Origin of the sequence: Streptomyces caatingaensis (assembly GCF_001187435.1) — a bacterium.
Taxonomy (GTDB): Bacteria; Actinomycetota; Actinomycetes; order Streptomycetales; family Streptomycetaceae; genus Streptomyces; species Streptomyces caatingaensis.
This window is the reverse complement of record NZ_LFXA01000017.1, coordinates 266,954-289,150: the sequence shown is the minus strand read 5'-3', so window position 1 is coordinate 289,150 and position 22,197 is coordinate 266,954. Positions and strand designations below refer to the sequence as shown.

At 74.5% G+C, this 22,197-nt stretch carries 19 protein-coding genes and 1 tRNA gene; 6 read left to right on the top strand and 14 right to left on the bottom strand.

Annotated elements, in window-relative coordinates; translation table 11 throughout:
• Positions 1-34 precede the first annotated feature (34 nt).
• On the bottom strand, positions 35-1,228 hold the full coding sequence (locus tag AC230_RS23630; protein ID WP_049718345.1) for an argininosuccinate synthase: 1,194 nt from the start codon (positions 1,226-1,228) through the stop codon (positions 35-37).
• Positions 1,229-1,388: 160 nt separating this feature from the next.
• Between AC230_RS23630 and AC230_RS32740 the strand changes: the two genes are divergently transcribed.
• The 3 genes from AC230_RS32740 (at position 1,389) to AC230_RS23615 (ending at position 3,353) form a co-directional block, all read left to right on the top strand.
• The gene (locus tag AC230_RS32740) at positions 1,389-1,742 is read left to right on the top strand and encodes a hypothetical protein (RefSeq protein WP_157868648.1); all 354 of its coding nucleotides are present in this window, start codon (positions 1,389-1,391) and stop codon (positions 1,740-1,742) included.
• 85 nt (positions 1,743-1,827) lie between these two features.
• Positions 1,828-3,195: a hypothetical protein gene (locus tag AC230_RS23620; RefSeq protein WP_053161361.1), complete on the top strand. Its 1,368-nt coding sequence runs from the start codon at positions 1,828-1,830 to the stop codon at positions 3,193-3,195.
• An 84-nt stretch (positions 3,196-3,279) separates the two neighbouring features.
• Positions 3,280-3,353 (top strand) — tRNA-Pro (locus tag AC230_RS23615).
• A 58-nt stretch (positions 3,354-3,411) separates the two neighbouring features.
• Here the strand turns inward: AC230_RS23615 and AC230_RS23610 are convergent.
• Positions 3,412-4,404, bottom strand: a complete 993-nt coding sequence (locus AC230_RS23610) for an ABC transporter substrate-binding protein (RefSeq protein WP_049718343.1) — start codon at positions 4,402-4,404, stop codon at positions 3,412-3,414.
• 119 nt (positions 4,405-4,523) lie between these two features.
• Between AC230_RS23610 and AC230_RS23605 the strand changes: the two genes are divergently transcribed.
• Together AC230_RS23605 and AC230_RS23600 are read left to right on the top strand one after the other, a co-directional pair.
• Positions 4,524-5,558 (top strand): FecCD family ABC transporter permease, encoded by a 1,035-nt coding sequence (locus AC230_RS23605; RefSeq protein WP_049718342.1) that lies wholly within the window; start codon positions 4,524-4,526, stop codon positions 5,556-5,558.
• A complete protein-coding gene (locus AC230_RS23600) occupies positions 5,555-6,562 on the top strand; it encodes a FecCD family ABC transporter permease (RefSeq protein ID WP_049718341.1) in 1,008 nt (335 codons plus the stop codon). The genes AC230_RS23605 and AC230_RS23600 overlap by 4 nt, the downstream gene beginning before the upstream one ends.
• Positions 6,563-6,590: 28 nt before the next feature.
• On the opposite strand, the gene AC230_RS23595 is transcribed toward AC230_RS23600, so the two are convergent.
• The 5 genes from AC230_RS23595 to AC230_RS23575 form a co-directional block, all read right to left on the bottom strand.
• A complete protein-coding gene (locus AC230_RS23595) occupies positions 6,591-7,898 on the bottom strand; it encodes an NsdA family TPR-like regulatory protein (RefSeq protein WP_078871529.1) in 1,308 nt (435 codons plus the stop codon).
• A 516-nt stretch (positions 7,899-8,414) separates the two neighbouring features.
• Positions 8,415-8,942 (bottom strand): allene oxide cyclase barrel-like domain-containing protein, encoded by a 528-nt coding sequence (locus tag AC230_RS23590; RefSeq protein ID WP_049718340.1) that lies wholly within the window; start codon positions 8,940-8,942, stop codon positions 8,415-8,417.
• Between the two features lie 38 nt (positions 8,943-8,980).
• Positions 8,981-9,634 carry a serine O-acetyltransferase EpsC gene (gene epsC, locus AC230_RS23585; RefSeq protein WP_078871528.1) on the bottom strand — a complete coding sequence of 218 codons (654 nt, stop codon included), beginning with the start codon at positions 9,632-9,634 and terminating at the stop codon, positions 8,981-8,983.
• Between the two features lie 2 nt (positions 9,635-9,636).
• Positions 9,637-10,665: a PLP-dependent cysteine synthase family protein gene (locus AC230_RS23580; protein ID WP_157868647.1), complete on the bottom strand. Its 1,029-nt coding sequence runs from the start codon at positions 10,663-10,665 to the stop codon at positions 9,637-9,639.
• A 153-nt stretch (positions 10,666-10,818) separates the two neighbouring features.
• Positions 10,819-12,261, bottom strand: a complete 1,443-nt coding sequence (locus tag AC230_RS23575) for an MFS transporter (RefSeq protein ID WP_049718339.1) — start codon at positions 12,259-12,261, stop codon at positions 10,819-10,821.
• Between the two features lie 25 nt (positions 12,262-12,286).
• Here AC230_RS23575 and AC230_RS23570 point away from each other — a divergent pair, with 25 nt between their 5' ends.
• Positions 12,287-12,802: a CGNR zinc finger domain-containing protein gene (locus AC230_RS23570; RefSeq protein ID WP_049718853.1), complete on the top strand. Its 516-nt coding sequence runs from the start codon at positions 12,287-12,289 to the stop codon at positions 12,800-12,802.
• Positions 12,803-12,841: 39 nt separating this feature from the next.
• Here AC230_RS23570 and AC230_RS23565 read toward each other — a convergent pair whose 3' ends face one another.
• The 7 genes from AC230_RS23565 to AC230_RS23535 all read right to left on the bottom strand — a co-directional run bounded on the left by AC230_RS23565 (position 12,842) and on the right by AC230_RS23535 (position 22,120).
• Positions 12,842-15,772 carry a type I polyketide synthase gene (locus AC230_RS23565; protein WP_053161357.1) on the bottom strand — a complete coding sequence of 977 codons (2,931 nt, stop codon included), beginning with the start codon at positions 15,770-15,772 and terminating at the stop codon, positions 12,842-12,844.
• On the bottom strand, positions 15,769-16,962 hold the full coding sequence (locus AC230_RS23560; RefSeq protein WP_049718338.1) for an NAD(P)/FAD-dependent oxidoreductase: 1,194 nt from the start codon (positions 16,960-16,962) through the stop codon (positions 15,769-15,771). Before AC230_RS23560 ends, AC230_RS23565 begins: the two co-directional genes overlap by 4 nt.
• Positions 16,959-17,750 carry a thioesterase II family protein gene (locus AC230_RS23555; RefSeq protein WP_049718337.1) on the bottom strand — a complete coding sequence of 264 codons (792 nt, stop codon included), beginning with the start codon at positions 17,748-17,750 and terminating at the stop codon, positions 16,959-16,961. Before AC230_RS23555 ends, AC230_RS23560 begins: the two co-directional genes overlap by 4 nt.
• A 111-nt stretch (positions 17,751-17,861) precedes the next feature.
• Positions 17,862-19,517: a (2,3-dihydroxybenzoyl)adenylate synthase gene (locus AC230_RS23550; protein ID WP_049718336.1), complete on the bottom strand. Its 1,656-nt coding sequence runs from the start codon at positions 19,515-19,517 to the stop codon at positions 17,862-17,864.
• Positions 19,514-19,801 (bottom strand): acyl carrier protein, encoded by a 288-nt coding sequence (locus AC230_RS23545; protein WP_241833354.1) that lies wholly within the window; start codon positions 19,799-19,801, stop codon positions 19,514-19,516. Before AC230_RS23545 ends, AC230_RS23550 begins: the two co-directional genes overlap by 4 nt.
• Positions 19,802-19,835: 34 nt before the next feature.
• Positions 19,836-20,843: a ParB N-terminal domain-containing protein gene (locus tag AC230_RS30460; RefSeq protein WP_053161355.1), complete on the bottom strand. Its 1,008-nt coding sequence runs from the start codon at positions 20,841-20,843 to the stop codon at positions 19,836-19,838.
• Positions 20,840-22,120, bottom strand: coding sequence for a DegT/DnrJ/EryC1/StrS family aminotransferase (locus tag AC230_RS23535; protein ID WP_049718335.1), 1,281 nt, complete (start codon positions 22,118-22,120; stop codon positions 20,840-20,842). The genes AC230_RS30460 and AC230_RS23535 overlap by 4 nt, the downstream gene beginning before the upstream one ends.
• Between the last annotated feature and the right edge of the window lie 77 nt (positions 22,121-22,197).

The window sequence follows — 22,197 nt, the reverse complement described above, 5'->3', positions numbered from 1 at the left end:
TCCTTGTGGGTGGGGTGCCGCTACGGGCGATCCGTCAGGCCAGGTCCCGCTTGGCGGCGATCTTCGACGACAGGCTGAAGATGTCGATGAAGCCCTTCGCCGCCGACTGGTCGAACGAGTCACCCGTGTCATAGGTGGCGAGGTTGAAGTCGTAGAGCGAACTGGCGGACTTCCGGCCGGTGACGACGGCCCGGCCACCGTGCAGGGTCATGCGGATGTCGCCGCTGACGTGCTCGTTGGCCTCGGCGACGAAGCCGTCCAGCGCCCGCTTGAGCGGGGAGAACCACAGGCCGTCGTAGACGAGTTCGCCCCAGCGCTGCTCCACCTGCCGCTTGTAGCGCGCGAGTTCGCGCTCGACGGTGACGTTCTCCAGCTCCTGGTGGGCGGTGATCAGCGCGATGGCGCCCGGCGCCTCGTACACCTCGCGGGACTTGATGCCCACCAGCCGGTCCTCGACCATGTCGATCCGGCCCACGCCCTGGGCACCGGCCCGCTCGTTGAGCTGCTGGATCGCCTGGAGGACGGTGACGGCCCGGCCGTCGATCGCGACGGGGACGCCCTTCTCGAAGGTGACGACCACCTCGTCGGGGTCGCGGGGGGTGGCCGGGTCGGCCGTGTAGTCGTAGACGTCCTCGATCGGGGCGTTCCAGATGTCCTCCAGGAAGCCGGTCTCGACGGCGCGGCCGAAGACGTTCTGGTCGATCGAGTACGGCGACTTCTTGGTGGTGGCGATCGGCAGGCCCTTCGCCTCGCAGAAGGCGATGGCCTTGTCCCGCGTCATCGCGTAGTCCCGCACGGGGGCGATGCACTTGAGCTCCGGCGCGAGCGAGGCGATCCCCGCCTCGAACCGCACCTGGTCGTTGCCCTTGCCGGTGCAGCCGTGCGCCACGGTGGTCGCGCCGTGCTTGCGCGCGGCGGCGGCGAGGTGCTTGACGATGACCGGCCGGGAGAGGGCCGAGACCAGCGGGTACCGGTCCATGTACAGGGCGTTGGCCTTGATCGCCGGGAGGCAGTACTCCTCGGCGAACTCGTCCTTGGCGTCGGCGACCTCCGCCTCCACCGCACCGCAGGCGAGCGCGCGCTTGCGGATGACGTCCAGGTCCTCGCCGCCCTGGCCGACGTCCACGGCGACGGCGATGACCTCGGCGCCCGTCTCCTCGGCGATCCAGCCGATGGCGACGGAGGTGTCCAGGCCGCCCGAGTAGGCGAGTACGACGCGCTCGGTCACGGGGTTCTCCTTACGTGCATTGCATGCGGTGATGGGTATAACTATGCAGTGCGCCGCATGATTCGTCAATGACTCGGGAGAGTGAATCGCGTCGGGAGTGGATGTCGGCGGGGCGCTCTACGACGCGAGCATCCGGTGCCCGACAGGGGAGGTTTTCGACATGACCGTGCAGGACGACTTCGCGCGGCAGGCCGCGGAACGCGCGTTCACGGGGTTCGAGGGCTTCAAGATCGAAGTGGTGGGGGACCAGATCGTCGTGACACCGCGGAGCACCGTCCACACGTGGACCATCCGCCGCGTCCAGAACGCCGCAGAAACCTCCGGCATCGCACGTCGGCGTTCCCCTCTTCCTGATCATCGATCCGTTCCGCGGCCAGTTCACCCTGCTCACGCGGCCGAAGGGCGACTCCTGCGCAACACGGGCCGAGTACACGTACGGCGAGACGGTCACCCTCTGCCCGGCCGACGGCAGCAAGTCGGCATGCCGACCGACAGCTTCCAGCGCAAGGGCTGATCAAAACCCGTTCGATTCCCCGCCCGCCCCGGCCCTACGATCGCCCCACACACGATCGAACCGACCGAAACGGGCATACACCCTCATGCGCCGCGAGCACCACCTGGCCCGTGCCACCCTGAACGCCGCTCGATCGGGAGCCGCCCTCCCGTTCGACACCACCGATCCGACGGCGTGGGTCGCCCTCGACTGCGGCGTGCGGACGCACCTGATGGGGGAGGAACTGCCCACGGCCTGGCTGCACCGGGGCGAAGCGGCGCCCGGCGACGCGGCGTTCGCGATCACGCTCTGCCACTCCAGCGGGTACGTCCGCGAGACCGCCCTCCGGCACCCCGGCGCCGCCGCCCTCCTGCCGATCGTCGTCCTGCGCTGCGCCGACTGGGCCAGGCCGGTGCGCGAGCAGGCGCGCACGGTGCTGGCCGAGGCGCTGCCGGCGGCCGCGCCGGAAGGCGTGGCGCTCGGTGCGGCCGTGGCCCTGCGCGCGGCGGGCCGCAAGCACGGCGGCCACGCCCGCGACCTGCTCGCCGAGACCGTCCGCTCCCCCGAGCTGATCGACGCGCTGCTGGCGGGCCCGGACCGGGGCGCGCGCCGGTTCGGCCACCGGGTCGCCATCGAGCGGGACCACCTCTCCCCCGCCCGCCTCGCGCGCATCGCCGCGACCGACCGCGACCCCGTCGTCCAGGACCTCTGCGCGGACGCGGCACTGGCCCGGGTGCAGGACGGCGAGTTGCTGCGCCCCCTGCTCGGCTCCCGGCACCCGGGAGTCCGCGCCGCCGGGGTGACCGCGCTCCGCCGGACCGGGGACACCGACGAGGCGGCCCGCTTCCTGGCCGACCGCTCCGGGCTGGTCCGCGCCTGCGCCCGGTGGGTGCTCCGGCAGCACGGCGTCGACCCGCTGCCGCTGTACCGGGCCGCCTGCGCCGCCCCCGACGTCCTCCCCGGCGCCCCCGCCGGCCTGGGCGAGAGCGGGACGCGCGCGGACGCCGCGCTGCTGTGGCCGCTGCTGGACCACCCGCGCCCGGCCGTACGCGCCCGTACGGTCGCCGCGCTGCGGACACTGGGCGCCGGTGAGCCGGAGCGCTTCGTCCCGCTGCTGGACGACCCGTCCCCCTCCGTGGTCCGCGAGGCCACCACCGCGCTGGAGCCCGTGGCCGTCCGGCTCCTCCCCGAGGAGTGGCTGGACGGGCGGCTGGCGGCAGACCGCCCCCGGCACGTCCGCGTCTCCGCCTTCCGTCTGCTGGTGGCCCACCGCCCGGAGATCCGGCTCCGCTGCCTGCGCCGCCTCGTCGACGACCCCGACCCGAAGCTGCGCGTCCGGGCCCTGACCGCCCTCGCCGCCCGCGACGCGGGCCCCTGCGGGCCGCCCCCGGAGTCCCTGCCGGAGCAGGCCGTGGAGTCCCCGGCCGCACCCCGCGCGACGCTCCTCCGCCGGCTCTTCGGCGCCTCCCGCTGACCCCGGATTTGGATCACGGCCCGGAACAGGATATTTTCTTTCTGCACGCCCCACCGGGACGAAAACCGGAGGGGCCGGGCGAACCGGGACGTGGCGCAGCTTGGTAGCGCACTTGACTGGGGGTCAAGGGGTCGTGGGTTCAAATCCCGCCGTCCCGACGGTTCACGAGGGGCCTCTGCCGTACGGCAGGGGCCCCTCGGCGTGTGCCGGGGCGGGTCAGGCCGCCAGTGGCCGCGCGCCCGCGAGGGTGCGGGCCAGCTCGTCGTAAACGCCGGTCATCGCGCGGTAGCTGAGGACGGGCTCGGGGTTCCAGGTGCCGGTCTGGCCGGCGCGGACGGCGGGCAGGGCGCGCCAGACGCGGTTGGCGCGGAGCTGGTCGCGCTGGAGGCTGCTGGTGCGGACGTCCAGGAGGATCAGGTCGGCGGGGCGGCGGTCGGCGTTCTCCCAGGAGACCTTCTCCATGAAGACGCTCTCGCCCCGGTCCGGTACGCGGGCGGAGACGCCGAGGGACTCCAGGTCGCCGATGACCGGCCAGCCGCGGCGGGCGATCCGCAGGCCGTCGGGGTCGGCGGAGGCGAAGAGGACGGAGACGTCGCGGCGCGCGGCGGCGACCTTCGCGAGGCGGGCGCGCGCGGCCTCGAACTCCCGCCGCCGGCCGTCGAATCCGTCCGCGCCCAGCGCCCGGGCGAGCTCGGCGGAGCGCCGGACGGACGTGCGGATGCCGGAGGAGTAGATCTCGACGGACGCGACGGGGGCGAGCTCGCCGACGACGCCGAGGGCGTTGGCGTCGATGTGGTGGCCGCCGAACTGGAGGGGGTCCACGACGAGATCGGGCGACAGGCCGCCGAAGACCTCCAGGTTGATCTGGCCCCAGGTGCGGCCCAGGACGGCGACCCGGCCCAGGTCCACGGCCCCCAGGACGGTGGGGTCGGCGCCGCCGCCGCGGGTCTGGAGCGCGCCGTAGACGCCGACGGCGTGGATGCCGTAGTCCCAGAGCGTGGCCGCGGCGGTCGAGTAGGCGACGATGCGGCGGGGGCGGCGCGGGGCCGTGACGACCTTGCCGGTGTCGTCCCGGAAGGTCCAGCGCGCCGGTTCGGAGGGGCGGGGCGCCCTGGGCACCGCGCAGCCCGCGGTGAGGGCGGCGAAGGCGCCCGTGGCCGCGGCCCCCAGTAGTCTCCGTCGGCTCCAACCACGCAGTGCTGCCGCCACTCCAGGCTCCGTCCTCCCCGGCCGTCCCCGGCCGTCCCTTGCGAACTGAGGCAAGCCTAACCATAGTTGACCGTGTGTCACATGCCCCGGAAGAGATCATTCAGTCACAGCGGCCCGGCATGGCGTCCGGTCCCCCGCCCACCGGACCCTCCCGCGGAAAGCGCCGCCTGGCTCTGGGCCTGGTGGCGATCCTGGTGGTACTGGCCGTACTGACCGTGGCCAGCGTCATGCTGGGCGCCCGGTCCCTGCCGGCCCGTACGGTGTGGGACGCGCTGTTCCACTTCGACCCGGACAACTCCCGCCACCTGGCCGTCCGTTCGCTGCGGCTGCCGCGGACCGCCGTCGGCCTGCTGGCCGGCGCGGCCCTCGGGCTCGCCGGGGTGGTGATGCAGGGGCTGACCCGCAATCCGCTGGCCGACCCCGGGCTGCTGGGCGTCAACTCCGGTGCCGCGCTGGGCGTGGTGCTCGGGATCAACGTCTTCGGGGTCACCGCGCTGTCCGGCTACGTGTGGTTCGCGCTGGCGGGCGCGGCCGTGGCCGCGGCGGTGGTGTACGCGGTGAGCTCACTGGGCGGGGCAGGGGTCACACCCCTGAAACTCGCCCTGGGCGGCGTGGCGTTGACCGCCGTGCTGTCCTCGGCCACGAACGCCGTGCTGCTGCTGGACGTCGGGACGTTCGACCAGTTCCGCTTCTGGCAGGTGGGTTCGCTGGCCGGGCGGGACGAGGACGTCGTCGCGCAGGCCGCGCCGTTCGTGGCCGTCGGCGCGCTGGTGGCCCTGGCCCTGGCCCGGTCGCTGGACGCGCTGGCGCTCGGCGACGACCTGGCCACCGCGCTCGGCCGCCGTGTCGGCCGGGTACGGCTGACCGGCGCCGTGGCGGTGGTCCTGCTCTGCGGGGCGGCGACCGCCATGGCCGGGCCGATCGGCTTCGTCGGCCTGACCGTCCCGCACGCGGTACGGCTGCTGACCGGGCCCGGCCACCGCTGGCTGCTGCCCTACTCCATGCTCGCCGCCCCGGCGTTGCTGCTGCTGGCCGACATCGCCGGACGGCTGGTGATCCGGCCGGGCGAACTCCAGGTGGGCATCGTCACCGCGGCGATCGGCGCCCCCTTCTTCATGGCCCTCGCCCGCCGGCGCCGCATGGGGGCGCTGTGAGCACCGCAGGACTGCGGCACGAGGTGCGCAGGGGCCGGAAGGTGGCCGTGGTGCTGGCGCTGGCCGTCCTGGTGGCGGGCTGCGCGGGGCTGGCCCTCGGGGACTTCGCCGTCCCTCCGGGCCAGGTGATCGGGGCCTTCCGCGGCCACGCCGAGTGGAAGAACCAGCTCTTCGTCCTCGACATCCGGCTGCCCCGGGTGCTCACCGGGCTCCTCGCCGGGCTGGCGTTCGGGACGGCCGGCGCCGTCTTCCAGAGCCTGATGCGCAACCCCCTGGCCAGCCCCGACGTCATCGGCATCACCTCCGGGGCGAGCGCGGCGGCGGCCTCCTGCCTCCTGCTCCTCGGGCTGAGCGGCCTCGCCGTCTCCGCCGGGGCGCTCGTCGGGGCGCTGGTCACCGCCGCGGTGATCTACCTCGTCTCCTGGCGGGGCGGGGTGAGCGGGCAGCGCCTGGTCCTCGTGGGCATCGGCGCGGCGGCGCTGCTCTCCAGCGTGATCTCCTATCTGCTGACGCGGGCGAAGGTGAACGACGCGCAGCAGGTGCTGCTGTGGCTGACGGGCAGTCTCAACGGGCGCGGCTGGTCCCATGTGACGCCGCTGGCCTGGTCGTTGGCGGTCCTGTTGCCCCTCGCCTTCGCGCTGGAGCGGCCGTTGCGGATGCTCGCGCTGGGGGACGACGCGGCGCGGGGGCTCGGGGTGCGGGTGGAGCCGTGCCGGCTGGGACTGCTCGCCACCGCCGTGGCGTTGGCGGCCATCGCGACGGCGGCGGCGGGGCCGGTGGCGTTCGTGGGGCTGGTCGCGGGGCCGGTGGGGAGGCGTCTGGTGCGCGGGGGTGGGCCGGCGTTGGGGGCTTCGGGGTTGGTGGGAGCGTTGGTGATGCTGGTGTCGGATGCGGTCGCCCAGCACGTGTTCAGCCCCGTGGAGCTGCCGGTGGGGGTGGTGACGGGGGTGGTCGGGGGGCCTTATCTGCTGGTGCTGCTGGGGGTGCGGGCGCGCCGGGGCTGAGCCCCGGGGGGCCCGGACCCCGGCCGTCTCAGCCGCAGTTCGCCAGGGGGCGGGCATCCGAGAGGAGCAGGGTGATGTGCTGGACGACACGACGGGCGTCGCGTCCGTCGCAGCGGGCGAAGCCGTCCCGCAGCCCGGTCAGGCGCAGGCGCGCCCGTTCCGAGGCGACCTGCCCGTAGAGCCCCAGCGCCTCCTCCGTCGCGGCGACCGCGCCCTCGACGTCCCCGCGCCCCAGCCGCGCCTCCGCCAGCGACGTCCAGTGCAGCAGCCGGTTGCGCGGCTGGGTGTCGCCGAACAGCTCCAGGGCGTGGACGAGGTGCTGTTCGGCCCGGTCGGGGCGGCCCATGTCCAGCCACGCCCGGCCGGCGTCGGCGAAGAGGACGGCGGGGGTGACCCACTCGCTCCAGGGCGGGCTGCCGCCCGTCTCCTCGGCCTGGATCAGCTCGCACGCCTCGGCGACCGAGGAGACGACGCCCTCGCCGTCGCCGACGGCCGCGTAGGCCCTGGCCTGCCGGCTCGCCAGTAACGCCCGCCCGGCGCCCGCCGGTTCGGTCTCGGCGCCCTTGCAGGAGATCTGCGCGAGGCGCAGCGCCTGGCGGCCCTGGCCCTGCCAGATCGACTGGTAGCTGAGGGACGAGACGACGTAGGCGGCCAGCGCCCGGTCGCCGGCGTTGCGCGCCGAGCGCAGGGCGGCGAGCAGATAGCGGCTGCCGTGGCCGTGCATGCCGAGGTCGAAGGCGGTCCAGCCGGCGAGCTGGGCGAGTTCGGCGCCGGCCCGGTACAGCCGCCGTCCGGTCTCGTGGTCGTAGCTGCCCTCGGCGACCAGCCGGCGGGTCCAGCGCAGCTCCTGGACGGCCCAGTCCATGACGAGGCGGCCGCCGCGGTCGTCGTCGAGCCGGCGCAGCTGGGCCACGCGGACGTCGAGGGCGTCGGGGATGCCGGGGCCGACCTCCTCGCCGCAGGTGCGGGCGGCGACCGGGGGGCGGCAGCCCACCAGCCAGTCCACGGCGGCGGTGACGGCGTCCTCGGCGGAGGGCGGGGGAAAGGGGGTGACCGAGGCGCCCACGGCCGGATCGAGGGTGTTTGCTGCCGCCATTCCGGGGAAGCGGTCGGGCCACAGGTCGCCGGGGGTCACCGGCTCTCCGAGCCGCTCGGAGAGGATCCGGGCGACGACGTGCGGCAGTCCGCGGCGGGGCACGGAGCCCTTCACCCAGTTGTAGGGGGCCTTGACGCTGATGGTGCCGGCACCGCAGGTCCGGTTGATCTCACGGGCCAGCCGGTCCGGTGACCAGGACAGCCGCTCCAGGCAACAGGCCAGTAAGGACTCGTGTTTCACCGCCGCACCGCCCGGCGCGCCGAACGGCTCGGGCGACAGCGGTACAGATGGTTCCACCGTCCCCGTGCATGACCAACAGAAGCTCCGCGGCCCACGGTTCCTCCAGCTCTCGCGAACGATGCACTGGCAACCTAACGGGCTGCGGGCAGCCTTGGCCAACGGTAAAGGGATTCCCTCACCGTCCGTGTTCGATTGTTCTTTACTTATTTCCTACGGCAAATCCTCCTGATGATTCGGCCGAAAATCCCCTAGGATGCGGGGGCTTGCGCCTGACTCGTCCGGCCGCCCGGCTGCGCAAGAGGGCGGCGCGCGGCGCCGCGGCCGCCCCCGGGAGCCCGGCGGACGGGTCATCCTTGGCCATGACCGCCCGGCCGGCGGCGCACACCCTGCGTACAGTACCGTGCGACGCTCGGTCATGCGGGCGGCCCCCGGAAGCCGGGCGGGAACCGCCGCACGGGCCACGAAGAAGACCAAGAATCCGTCAAGTCCGAGCGGCCCGCCGGGAGTTCGCCGGCCTCACCGGCCGCCGGCGGCGCACAGCACGATGTTGGCCCGGAACAGTTCGCGCGGGATCTCCTGGCGGATCTGCCGGACGCCGATCAGCCCCAGGTAGGCGCCGCCGGTGCCGACGGCGTGGAGGGTCTGCCACTCCCCCGCCCACACGGCGGTGGAGTCCATCCAGCCGGAGGTCTGGATCGTCCCGTCCGCGAACTCGATCTCCTCACGGTAGTAGGAGAGCACATGCCCGTCGGAGGGCCGCTCGTAGATCTTCCAGCCGCTGCCGGTGATGGTGCCCAGCACGGTGCCGGAGGCGTCGGCGAGCTTGTCCGTATGGGAGTTGTGGTCACCCACGGTGGGACCGGCCGGGGTGCCGGCGACGTGGAACCTGATGTCGGCGTGCTCCGCGAGACGGGTGCGCACGAAGCAGCCCTCGGCCCCGGCGGCCGTGGCGACGGCGGGGTCGGGCCCGTCGAGCGCGGCGAGGCAGCGGGGGCACAGGGCGGGTGCGGAGGGGATCGGCAGGGCCGACGGGATTTCGCTCATGTCTCCTTCGTCCGGACGGGGTTCGTTGAACCGGGGTCTCAGGCGCGTTCCTCGGCGCCGCCCCGGCGCGGCCGCCAGTCGGCGGACGGCTCGGCCAGGACCTTCTCGCCCGGGCCGACGTCCTTGAGGACCAGCGAGTGGGCGCCCAGCATCGCGTCGTCGCCGATGACGAGGGGGCCCAGGACGGTGGCGTTGGCGCCGAGGGTGACGCGGTCGCCGACGACGGGGTGGCGGCGCTCGCCGTCGTCGCGCAGGTTGTCCCGCCACCAGCCGACCGCGCCGAGCGTCACCTGCTGGTAGATGGTCACGTCGTCGCCGATCACGGCGGTCTCCCCCACCACGACGCCGGTGCCGTGGTCGATGAAGAGCCGGCGGCCGACCTTGGCCCCGGGGTGGATCTCCACCCCGGTCAGCACCCGGGCCACGCTGGTCAGCACCCGGGCGCCGATGCGGTGCTTCCCCCGGTAGAGCCGGTGGGCGGCCCGGTGGAGCCAGACCGCCGGCAGGGTGGAGTGGAACAGGGCCTCGGCCTTCGTCATGATCGACGGGTCGCGGGCGAGGGTGGTCTCCACGTCCTCGCGCATCCGCGCCAAGACGCCGAGGGCGGGTTCGCGGCCGGCGGGCCGGTCGGCGGAGCTGTCGGGGAGCGGCCGGAGCCGGGAGCCCGCGGCGGGCTGCTGCGGTGCGTCCATGGTCAGCGGCCCCGGCTCTCCGCCCGGGCCCAGTCCTCCTGGGAACCGGCGTCCGCGAAGAGCGTCACGACGGTTTCCTCCGGACCGTATTCCCGGGCCACTTCACGGGCCGTCAGCCAGTTCGCGGCGCTGGACGCGCCGATTTTCCGGCCGGTCCGCTCCCGGAATTCCAGCGTTCCGTCCAGCGACCGGTCGTAGGACACCTGAACGCTGCGCATCTCGCGGACCAGGTGCTCGACGAACGGCTGCCGCAGACCGTTTCCGAATCCCCCGGCACCGGCGAATTTGGCCAGTCCGTTGGGCGGGAGTTCGGTGCCGTACGGCAGTTCCTCGGGGGTGACGCCGACGACCGCGACGCCGGGGAAGCGGGAGCGCAGCGCCCGCGCGACGCCGGTGAGGGTGCCGCCGCTGCCGACCGCCGCCACCCAGCAGGCGGGGGCGGCGCCGTCGAGCTGGCCGATGATCTCCCGGCCGGTGAAGAACTCGTGGGCCGCCACGTTGGCGACGTTGCGGTGCTGGGACAGCAGCGTCCAGCCGGGCTCCTCGGCGGCGATCTCCTCGCTGCGCCGGATGATGCCCTGGAGGAACTCCTCGGGGTCGGTCAGCTCCACCCGGGCGCCGGCGGACCGCAGTTCGGCCTGCAGGCTCTCCGGCACGGACGCCGGGACGACGACCCTGACCTCGACCCCCATCAGGGCGCCGAGCCGGGCCAGGGCGCGGGCCATGCTGCCGCCCGAGGCGTCCAGGATCCGCAGCGGCGCCGGGTCGTCGCCGTGGGCGTCGACCGCCGCGCACAGCAGCGAGTAGGCGGTGCGGTCCTTCACCGACCCGAAGGGGTTGGCGAATTCGCACTTGGCCATCACCCGGGCGCCCCCGGGCGGTCCGGGCACCTCCAGGAGCGGGGTGCCGCCCAGCCGGGCGCGGAACGCGCGCAGGCCCGGATACGCGGCGAGCGCGGCGCTCTCCTCGACCGCCGTGTCCAGCGGCGGCGGGATGGAGAGATCGATCGCGGACTGCTGTACTTCCGTCACGAACACGGTCCCTTCGATTCACCGATTCACGCGCGGCGTCGCGCGCGATCGTCGAATTGACGGCTTGAGAACCCCGGCCGGATCCGGATCAGATCGTCTGCCGACCTCAATTCCCCGTCAACTGTTCGACATCGGGCGGTGAATACGGCGCCCTCACCGGACCTCGGCGGTGCCCATCCCGGCCGGGGCCGGTCCGGGCTCCGGCGCGGCCACCGGCCGCTTCAGCAGCCACAGGCCCACCACGCCGCCCAGCAGGCCGACGAGGCCGCCGAGGAGGAAGACGGCGCCCAGCCCGTCCGCGTACGCGGCGGGCGACGCCCCGGCGCCGGTGCCCGGCACGTAGTGGTGGAAGACCGTGCCCAGGACGGCGATGCCCAGCGTCAGCCCGAACTGCCGGGCGCAGTTGGCCGCCGCGGAGGCCACCCCGCTGTGCTCGGGCGGGGCCGACGCCATGGCCACGGCCGGCAGGACGGGCGAGACCAGCCCCGCCCCGAAGCCGGTGATCACCAGTCCGGGCAGCAGCACCGGCCAGGAGGAGTCCGGGCCCACCATGAGCAGCGCGAGGTTGCCCAGGCCGACGATCAGGGAGCCGCCGCCGATGGTCCAGCGGGCGGGCAGCCGGTGCAGGGAGCTGCCGAGCAGGGCGGAGGTGGCGAAGAAGGCCACCGACTGGACGGTGATGACCAGCGACGTGGCGAACGAGCTGAGGCCGAGGCTCTTCTGCAGCCACAGCGACATCACCGGCAGGAAGGCGTACCCGGCCAGGTAGTAGCCGCCGGCCGACAGCAGCATCCCGTCGAAGGCGGGCTTGCGGAACAGCTCCAGCGGCAGCATCGGGTGCGCCGAGGCCCGTTCCACCAGGACGAACGCCAGGAGCAGCACCGCGCCGGCGCCGAAGCCGCCGATGGTCGCGGGGTCCGACCAGCCCTTCTCGCCGCCGCGGATGAAGCCGAAGATGATGCCGATCGCGGCGAGCGTGAAGGTGACGATGCCCGCCCAGTCGACGCGGGTCGGGGTGCGGGCGTCCGCGTCGAGCACCTTGACGGAGAGGGCGATGGTCAGCGCGCAGACGGGTACCGCCCCCAGGAAGATCCACTGCCAGGAGAGGAACTGGGTGAGCATCCCGCCCGCGATGTTGCCGACACCGGCGGACGCCCCGGCCACCGCGCCCCAGGCGGCGAACGCCTTGGCCTTGTCCGTGCCGCTGTAGGTGAGGCCGATCAGCGGCAGCAGCGTCGCGAACATCGCGGCGCCCGCGACGCCCTGGACGGCCCGGGCGGCGACGAGCGTCTGGACGTTCCCCGCGAGGCCGCAGGCGAGCGTGGCGAGGGTGAAGACGACCAGGCCGGTCACGTACAGCCGTTTGCGGCCCAGGTTGTCGCCGAGCGAGCCCATGCCCATCAGGAGGCCCGCGAGGGCGAGGGTGTAGACGTCGACGATCCACTGCAGCGAGCCGAAGCTCGCGTCGAGGTCGTCGGCGATGTGCGAGAGGGCGACGGTGACGATCGTCGTGTACACGAGCAGCAGGAACGTCCCCAGGCAGGTGGCCACCAGGGGGAGCCACCTGCCCTTCCGGACGGGGTCTGGTGAGGTCATGCGCCCACTCTGCTGTAATGGGCTTATGCAGCTAAACCCTTACGGGGAGGACCCCGTCCGCTTTGTGGTCGAGCTCACCAACGACCCCCCGTCGACCGCCGAGGAGCTGGCGCGGCGGTGCCGGGAGGCGGGGATGGCCGAACAGCCCTTCAGTGAGGCCGACTTGGCCGATGTGCTGGAGTTCCTCGGGCGGTGGGCCGGGGTGGTCGACGCGGAGAGCGACGCACGGCGCGTCGCCCTCCTCAACGCGCTCCTCGCGGACTCCACAGCACATCCCCGGCTCACCGACCACGCCGGCGGGGGCTGGCACATCCACTACCGCGACGACGGCCTGGGGCCCGCCGGGGTGCTCAAGTCGGCGGCCTGCATAGGGACGGCGCTGCACCTGACGGGCCGGGGGATGCGGCGGCTGGGGCGGTGCGCGCTGGCGGAGTGCGGGCGGGCGTTCGCGGACTTCACGCGGGCGGGCCGGCAGCGGTACTGCTCGCACGGGTGCGCCAACCGGGACGCGGTGCGGCGCCATCGGGCGCGGCGGGGGTGAATCCGCCCCGGGCCCTGCCCCGGAGGGGGCGCCGCCGGCTCACCCCTCCGACGACGCCGTCAGCCGGGCCGCGAGCCCCGCCACCGTCGGGTGGGCGAGGAGCTCCCGCATGGGGACGGGCACCCCCAGGGCCTCCGCCGCACGGTTGGCGATGCGGGCCGCCAGCAGCGAGTGGCCGCCGAGCTCGAAGAAGTCGTCGTGGATGCCGATGGGTTCGTACTCCAGGAACTCCTCCCAGACGGAGACGAGCTGCTTCTCGACGTCGCCGCGGGCCGCCGCGTAGGCCGACCGCAGCCCGCCCGGCCGCGAGGCCCGCTGCCCGGAGGCCGGGGCCGTGACGGAGGAGGCGGAGGCCGGCCCCGGGCCGATCCAGTGGCGCTCGCGGGCGAACGGATACCCCGGCAACGCCGCCCTGGGGCGCGAACCGCCGTGCAGCGCCGTCCAGTCGACCGTCCCCCCGCCCAGCCACACGTCCCCGACCGCGAGGAGCAGCGTCTCCCGCTCGCTCCCCTCCTCCCCGGGGCGCGGCATCGTGCGGACGGTGGTGATCCCGCGCCGCCCGGCGGTGACGGCCTTGGCCAGGGAGGTGAGCGTGGTGCCGGGGCCGACCTCGACGAGGGTGGCGCGGCCGCCGGGCAGCGCGCCGCGCAGCGCGTCCGCGAACCGCACGGGCCGCCGGATGTGCTCGCCCCAGTAGCGGGGATCCGTCGCCTGCGCGTCGGTGATCGGCTCGCCGGTGGTGCAGGAGGCGAACGGCCGCGCCGGGGCGGCGGGCCCGGCGGCCCGTACCGCGTCGGTGAAGGGCGCGACGGCCGGTTCGGTCATCGCCGAGTGGAAGGCGTGCGAGGTGTGCAGCCGCCGGGTGCCGACGCCGCGTCCGGCGAGGGCGGCGGCGAACTCCTCGGTCAGCGGCCCGGGGCCGGAGACGACGCACAGTCCGGGCGCGTTGACGGCGGCCAGCGACAGCCCGTCGGGCAGCAGGGGGCGCAGCGTCTCCTCGTCGCACTGCACGCCGAGCATGGCCCCGGGCGGCAGCGCGCCCATCAGCCGGCCCCGGAGGGCCACGAGCTCCAGCGCCCGCTCGGGGGTGAACACCCCGGCCAGCGTGGCCGCGACGAACTCGCCGAGGCTGTGGCCGACCATGGCGTCCGGCACGACGCCCCAGTGCTCCAGCAGCCGGGCGAGCGCGTACTCGACGGCGAACAGCGCCGGCTGGGCGACCTCGGTCGCGGTCAGCCGCGCCGGGTCGGCGTCGCGGTCGAGCAGCAGCTCGCGCAGGTCGAAGCCGAGCCGGGGGCGGAGGGCCTCGGCGCAGTGGTCGAGGTGCCCGGCGAACACCGGCTCGGCGGCATGCAGTTCGGCGCCCATGCCGGGGTACTGGGCGCCCTGGCCGGGGAAGAGGAACACCGTGCCGGGCCGCCCGGTGCCCGCGTCGGCCTGGCGCACGACGCGTCCGGCGCGGTCGCCTCCCGGCCCGGCGGGCACGAGGACGGCGCGCCGGTGGCGCATGGCCCGCCGCCCGGTCTGCAGGGTGTAGGCGGCGTCGGCGAGATCCGGGGCGTCGGGCGCGGCGAGCCGCTCGTCGAGGAGCGCGGCGGACTCCTCCAGCGCCTCGGGGGTCTTCGCCGACAGCACCAGCAGCTGCGGCCCGTCGGCCGGTACGGGCTCGGGGGCCGCGGTGAACTCCTCCAGGATCACATGGGCGTTGGTGCCGCCGATCCCGAAGGCGCTCACCCCGATGCGCCGGGGGTGCTCGCCCGCGTCCCAGGGCCGCAGGTCCCGCTGGACGCGGAACGGGGTGGCCGCGAAGTCGATGCGCGGGTTGGGCTCGGCGAAGTGGACGGTGGGGACGAGCTGCCGGTGCCGGAGCTGGAGGACGGCCTTGACGAACCCGGCGATGCCGGCGGCCGCTTCGAGGTGGCCGATGTTGGACTTGACCGCGCCGACGGCGCAGAAGCCGTTGTCGTCGGTGTCCTCGCGGAACGCCCGGGTCAGCGCCTTGATCTCGATCGGGTCGCCGATGGGGGTGGCGGTGCCGTGCGCCTCGACGGCGGTGACGCCGCGCGCGGAGACGCCGGCGGCGCGCAGGGCGTCGCGCACCACCCGTTCCTGTCCGGTGATGCTCGGGGCCGTGTAACCGACCTTGTCCGAGCCGTCGTTGTTGACGGCCGAGCCCTTGACCACGGCCAGGACCCGGTCCCCGGCCGCGAGCGCGTCGTCCAGCCGCCGCAAGACGACGACGCCGACGCCGTTGCCGAAGACGGTGCCCGCCCCCCGCGCGTCGAAGGGCCGGCAGTGGCCGTCCGGGGAGTGGACCATGCCGCGCTCGGCGAGGTAGCCGGCGCGGTGCGGCACCCGGACGCACACGCCGCCGGCGAGCGCCGTGTCGCACTCGTCCGCCCGCAGCGACCGGACGGCCTCGTGCACCGCGACGAGCGAGGTGGAGCAGGCGGTCTGCACGCTGACGGCCGGCCCGGTGAGACCGAGGGCGTGGGCGGTGCGGGTGGCGAGGTAGTCCTTGTCGTTGTGGATCTGGAGCTCGAAGATGTCCGAGTCGAGCACGATCCGGCGTCCGCCCAGCAGGTTGGACATCCAGTACGCGGACATGTTGGCGCCGGCGAACACCCCGCCGCGCCCGGCCCGTCCGGGGTCCAGCCCGGCGTCCTCCATGGCGTGCCAGGCGCACTCCAGGAACACCCGCTGCTGGGGGTCGAGCAGCGCCGCCTCACGGGGGCTGAAGCCGAAGAACCGGGCGTCGAACAGGTCGTGGCCGTCCAGCAGGGGCGCCGCCCGCACGTACTCCGGCCGCTCGAAGGTGGCGCGGTCGATGCCCTCGGCGAGCAGGTCGTCCTCGTCGAGGGCGGTGATCGACTCGACTCCGTCGCGCAGGTTCCGCCAGAACGCGTCGACGTCGGGCGCGCCCGGAAGGCGCGCCGCCATGCCGACGACGGCGATGTCCCCGCCGCTCACCGGGGTGTCCCGGGCACCAGGCCGGTGAGGGCGTGGCGCGCGATGTCGTGCGCGGTCGTGCCGTCGAGGGCGAGTTCGGCGCAGATCCGGCCGAAGAGCGGGACGAGTTTGAACGCCCAGCCGGACGCGCAGACCACGACGCGGTCGCCGCCGTCGACCAGCTCCTCGGCGGTGCCGAGGTAGAACTGCCGGGCCGGGTCGCCGGGCAGGACGGCCAGGCAGGTGCCGGTCGCGGTCGGCTCGGGGTCCACCCAGGGCATGTGGGCGCGGACCCAGTCGGTGACGCGGCGCACGTGCCGGGGGTCCGGGCGGCCGGTGGCCCGGTCCGCGTGCTCCAGGGCGTTGACCTCGAAGTCCGGGCCGAGGCGCACCTCGTCGCTGAGCGACCAGGGATTGGGCGGGAAGCCGTAGAAGAGGTTGGTGTCCTCGTCGGTGGGCGGCTGGAAGGCGAACCAGAACGGCCGCTCGGCGCGGTCGCGCTGGCGCAGCGAGACGAGGGCCATCTCGTAGAGGTGGATGTCGAGCGTGCCGCTCCCCCACGGCGCCATCAGGTCGTTGGCCTGGGTGTTGTTGGCGAGGACGACCTTGTCGGCGCGGTAGGCGGCGCGGTCGGTGCGGACGGTCACGCCGGTCGCGTCGGGCGCGACCTCCAGGACCGTCTCGCCGCCGCGCAGGACCGCGCCCTGCTCCTGGGAGAGGTGGTAGAGGGCGGTCAGGGTGCCGCGGACGTCGATGGCGCCGCCGTCGCGCTGGAGGAAGCCCTCGAAGTGGGCGGGCAGGTGCGCGAAGCCCCACCGCTTCTCGATCTCCTTGCCGCTCAGCCACTCGTACGGTACGGACATCTCGTCCATGGCCTTCGCGGTGTCGGCGATGTGGCCCTCGTTGGTGGGCACCGTGACGTCCCCGAACCAGAGGCTGCCCACCTCGTGGATCAGCTTGCGGCCGGTCAGTTCCTCCAGCTCCCGCCAGAGCGGGCGGGTCTGGAGGGTGAGGGCGAAGATGTCCTTCTGGGTGTACTGGAGGCGCCAGTGGCGCTCGCTGCCGCTCGATCCGGCGCGCTCGTTGAAGAAGCCGTGCCGGTCGAGGACGAGGACCCTCCGCCGGCCGCGGCGGACGGCGTGCCAGGCCGTGGACAGGCCGATCGGGCCGCCGCCGACGACGACGAGGTCATAGCTTTCGGTGCCGCTCATGAACGTACGTGCCTTTCTTCGGTCGCGGGTTCCGCGGTGTCGGAGAGGGAGGAGGAGGGGGAGGAGGGGGAGGGGGAGGAGAGCGCGGAGAGGGGGCCCCGGGGGTCGTCCCGGAGGTAGAAGTGGCCGCCGGGGAACAGCCGGAGGGCGAAAGCGCCCGTGGTGAACGCCGACCAGCCCGCGACGTCCTCCGGGCGGACCTCGGGGTCGTCCTTGGCGCCCAGCGCCGTCAGCGGGACGCCGACGGGCTCGCCGTCGGAGGGCCGGTAGGTCTCCAGCACCTGGTAGTCGGCGCGGACCAGGGCGGCGACGAGGGAGGCGAGTTCGGGGGTGCGGCGGACCTCCGGCCCGGTGCCGCCGAGCCGTTCGGCCTCGGCGAGCACGTCGTCGTCCGTGCCCAGGTGGATGTCGCCCGCGGGCAGGGCGTCGGGGGCGTACTGGGCCGAGACGACGAGGTGTCCGGGCTCCGGGAGGCCCATGCGCTCCCACTGCCGGGTGGTCTCGTAGGCGACGAGGGCGCCCATGCTGTGCCCGAAGAAGCGGAAGGGGAGGTCGAGTTCGGCGGGGAGTTCGGCCGAGACGCCCGCGACGAGCTCGTCCATGCTCTCGGCGAACGGCTCGGTGAGGCGGTCCTCCCGGCCCGGGTACTGGACGACGAGCAGTTCGACGTCCGGGGGCAGGGCCGCCCGCCAGGGGCGGTAGAAGGACGCGGTGCCGCCGGCGTGCGGGAAGCAGACGAGCTGCCGCCGCGGGACGGCGTCCCCGGGGAGGCGTTTGATCCAGGTCATCGGTGTGCGTGCTCCTTGGGGTGGGTGCGGAGGGGGAGTTGTGCCCGGGCCCCCTCCCCCGGAGGGAACCCCGTCTCGCCGTCGCCCGCGCGGCCGCGCGGCGGGGACGTGCTACGAACCGGCCGCGGCCCGCTCCGCCGCGTCGCGCCGCAGCGCCGCCTTGTCGACCTTGCCGATGCCGGTCAGCGGCAGCGCCGGCACCGTCTCCAGGCGTTCCGGCAGCTTGTAGCGGGCCAGCCCCTCCCCGTCGAGGAAGCGCCGCACCGTCGGCAGGTCGAGGTCCCCGCCGTCGTCCGGACCGTCCCGCACGACGTACAGGCACACCACCTCGCCGTACAGCGGATGCGGCACCGCCACCCCCGCCGCGTCGGCGATCCGCGGATGGCGCCGCGCCACGGCCTCCAGCTCCTCCGCGGAGATCTTCTCGCCCCCGCGGTTGATGACGTCCCGGACCCGGCCCTCCACGATCACGTTGCCGTGACCGTCGACGCGGACGAGATCACCGGTGCGGTAGAAGCCGTCCTCCGTGAACGCGGAGGCCGTGGCGTCGGCGTTGCGGTAGTAGCCCGCGACGGTGTACGGGCCGCGGGTGAGCAACTCCCCCATGGCGCCGGGCGCCACGTCCGCCCCCTCCTCGTCCACGACGCGGATCTCGTCCAGCGGGGACAGGGCGGCCCCCTGCGTGCCGTCCGTGATCGCGGGCGGGTCGCCGAGGCGGGTGAAGCACAGGAGCCCCTCGCTCATCCCGTAGCACTGCTGCACGGTCGCGCCCAGCGCGGAGCGGAACGCGGCGGCCGTGTCGGCGGCCAGCCGCGCGCCGCCGACCTGCACCACGCGCAGGCTCGACAGATCGACGCCGGGCGACTCCCCGGCCGCGGCGATCCACTGCAGGACGAGCGTGGGGACGAGGGTGCTGTGCGTGACGCCCTCCCGCTCGACGAGTTCGAGGGCGCGCCGGGCGCTGGCCGGGGAGGAGAGCACGACCCGGCCGCCGGCCGACAACGTGCCCAGCAGACCGGGGCAGTTCATGACGAAGCCGTGCTCGGCGGGCATCACCACGAGGTTGACGGTGTCCTGCGAGACCCCGGCGACCTCCACGGCGGAACGGATCATGTACCCGTAGCCCTGGTGGGTGCGGGCGATGGCCTTGGGCAGGCCGGTCGTCCCGCTGGAGAGCAGGAAGACGGCCGTGTCCCCGGGCGCCGCGCCCGGCTCGTCGTACGGCGTCACCGGGCCGTCGGCCCGGCACAGTCCGGCCAGGTCGACGCAGCCGTCCCCGCCCCCGCGCACCAGCAGGTGCCGCAGCGACGGCCGCCGCTCCCGCAGGCGGCGCGCCGTGCCGAGCGCGTCGGACCGGCGGCCGCCGGCCTCCACCGCGAGGGCCACCGGCTCGGTGACGGAGACGATGTGGTCGAGCTCGTGCTCGCGGAAGGCGGGCAGGATCAGGACCGGCGGCGCGCCGATCCGCAGCAGGGCGAGCACCAGGACGACGTACTCGTAGCAGTTGGGCAGCTGGACGCCCACCCGGTCGCCGGGCCCGATGCCCAGCGCCCGCAGCCGGGCCGCCGCGCCGTGCACGGAGCGGCCCAGTTCCCCGTAGGTGACGCGCCGTTCGCCGTCGATCACGGCGAGGCTGTCGGGCGCCGTACGGCACCGCTCCAGGACGCGGTCGCCGACGAGTTCGTCCGTCCAGGCCCCGGACTCCAGGTAGCGCGCGGCCCGTTCGGGCGCGACGGCCGGGACGCGCGGGTCGAGTGCGGTCGTCACGGCCGGCTCCCCGCGGCCGCGATCCGCCCGGCGAGGTCGGCCAGGGTGTAGTCCTCGCGGTCCCACAGGTCGATGTCCAGGCCGAACCGCTTCCCGAGTTCGAGCTGGAGGTCGGTGGTCTCGACGGAGTCGAGCCCGAGTTCGGCGCGCAGCCGGGCGTGCGGGCCCGCCTCCTCCAGGATGGCGGGGTCGAGCCCGATGTCCGTCAGGACGCGGTGGACGTCCTCCATCGAGGCGTTCGTCGCAGCGTTGGTCGAGGCGTTGGTCGAGGCGTTGGTCGGCAAAGTGGCTCCTCAGGCAGAACAGAGGGGGAAGGAACTACGGCTCGCGCCGCGCCAGTTCGTCCGCGAACCGGGCCCACGCGCGGGCGCAGGCGCGCGCCGCCTCGGCCGCCGCCGGGACGCAGTGCGGCGGGACGGCGGCGGCGGACGCGGGGCCGGCGCCCGTGGCCAGCACCGCCTCGTGGGCGGACAGCAGCCGGATCAGCGCCCGCCCGGCGTCCGAGGACCGCAGCGCGGGGTCCTGGCGCAGGAAGGCCAGCCCCTCGGGCGGCCGGGGGGCCTCGGGCGCGGCGGCGCGGGCGTGGGCCTCCGGCCGCCCCCGTACCGCCGCCGCGTCGGCGCGCAGCCGGTCGGGCAGCGGGTCCAGGCCGCTGCGCAGCCGGCGGCTGACGTCCTGGGCGGTGCCCAGCGAGATGCCCGCCCGGTGGGCGACGTCGCGCAGGGACGCCCCGGGGTGCTCGCGCAGCAGGTGGCCGGCGCGGAGCCGGCCCTCGGCGGTGCTCGCCGGCCGCACCCGGCCGTCGCGGCCGAGCCGCCCGTCGTTCGACCGCGGCCCGTTCGCGGTCGAACGCCGCAGCCGGGCGATGGTCCGCGCGGACAGCCCGGCGACGTCTCCGAGCGAGCGGTCCGAGCAGTGCGGGTACTCGCGCAGGATCCGCAGGGCGGCCGCCTTGCGGTCCTCCAGGCTCAGCGGCAGCCCGTGCGCGGTGTTGGCGCGCACGGCGTGGACGAAGCTCTCCTTCTCCGGGCCGCACAGCAGCTCCGCGCGGATCTCGGACTCGCCGCGCAGGACGGCCGCCTGCACCCGGTGGACGCCGTCGAGCACCTTCATCGTGGCGCGGTGCACCACGATGGGCGGCAGCCCGGCGGGGTCGGCCTCGGCCAGCGCCCGCACGTGGTCGGCGTCGCACCCGGTCAGCCGGGGCGACCCCGACAGGTCCAGGGCGCTGATCCGCACGGCGACCGGCCCGTCGGCCGGCGGGGGCGCCGGCAGCCGGGTGCGCGGGGGTCCGGCGACGGCGGCGGCCGGCGGCGCGGGGCTCACCGGTCGCGGACGGCGGCCAGGACCGCCGGGGCCGGTGCCGACGGGCCGCCGCCGATCTCGGCCAGCGACTCGTCGAGCGCCTCCACGAGGTAGTCGGCCTGGAAGCCGCTCAGCCGCGGGTTGCAGGGCAGGTTGAGGTGCTCCTCGAACCACAGCCGCTCCGCCACCGGGCACTCGCCGGCCCGGTGGCCGCGGTGCCGCCACTCGGGCAGCAGGTGCTGCGGGAAGTAGCGGAGCTGGATCTCCACCCCGCGCCGGTCCAGGGCCAGCACGAGCTGGTCGCGCACCTCCTGCCGGTCCGCGAAGCAGGTGTAGAGGTGGTGGGCGTGGGCGCTGTACGCGGGCGTCGCCTGCGGCCGCATGAACGGGTACCGCTCCAGCACCTCGTCCAGCCGCGCGGCGATCGCGCGCCGCGCCTCCGTCACCGCGTCCAGCCGGCCGAGCTGCGCCAGGCCCACGGCCGCGGCGGCCTCGGACATCGTGGCGTTGGTCCCGGCGTACCGCAGGCGGCGCACCGAGTCGCTGTAGACGGACGCGGAGTACTTCATCCAAGGCAGCACGATCGGCTCCATCGCCCGGTCGGAACCGGGTGCGGGGACGGCCTTCTCCAGCTCCGCGTCCACGTCGTTGGAGCGCAGCCGGTCCAGCCGCACCGCCCAGTCGTCGCGGTCGCAGGTGACCATGCCGCCCTCGCCGAGGGTGGTGATGTTCTTGGCGTTCTGGAAGCTGAAGGTGGCGATGTGGGCCAGCGAGCCCGGGGCGCGGCCCTTGTAGTGCGCGCCCAGGGCGTGCGCGCAGTCCTCCAGCACCAGGAACCCGTGCCGGTCGGCCAGCGCCATGATCTCGTCCATCTCGGCCGGGCAGCCGCCGTAGTGCACGAGCAGCAGCGCCTTGGTCCGCGGCGTGATCAGGGCCCGCACGGCGGCGGGGTCGATGTTGAGGGTGGCCGGGTCGATGTCGCAGAACCTGACGGTGACGTCGTAGTCCAGCAGCGGCTGCACGGTGGCCTGGTAGGTCTGCGGGGTGACGATCACCTCGTCGCCCGGCTCCAGGTCGAGCATCCTGATGGCCAGTTCGAGGGCGACCGTCCCGCTGGTCGCGGTGACGGCGTGCTCGCTGCCGACCAGCCCGGCGAAGGACTGCTCGAACCGCTCCCGCCACGTCCCCAGCGACAACGGCGTGTCGTCGCGGACGAGTTCGGCCAGCACCGCGGCCTCCGCCTCCCCCAGAATGCCGCCCCGTTTCCCCCAGGGCACGACGTAACTCCGCTCCGTCATCAGATCTCCCAGCTCGTCTCACTCACCGGTCAGCCCGCTGCGACCATGAAACGGCGCGCCCCGCCGGTGTTTGAAGG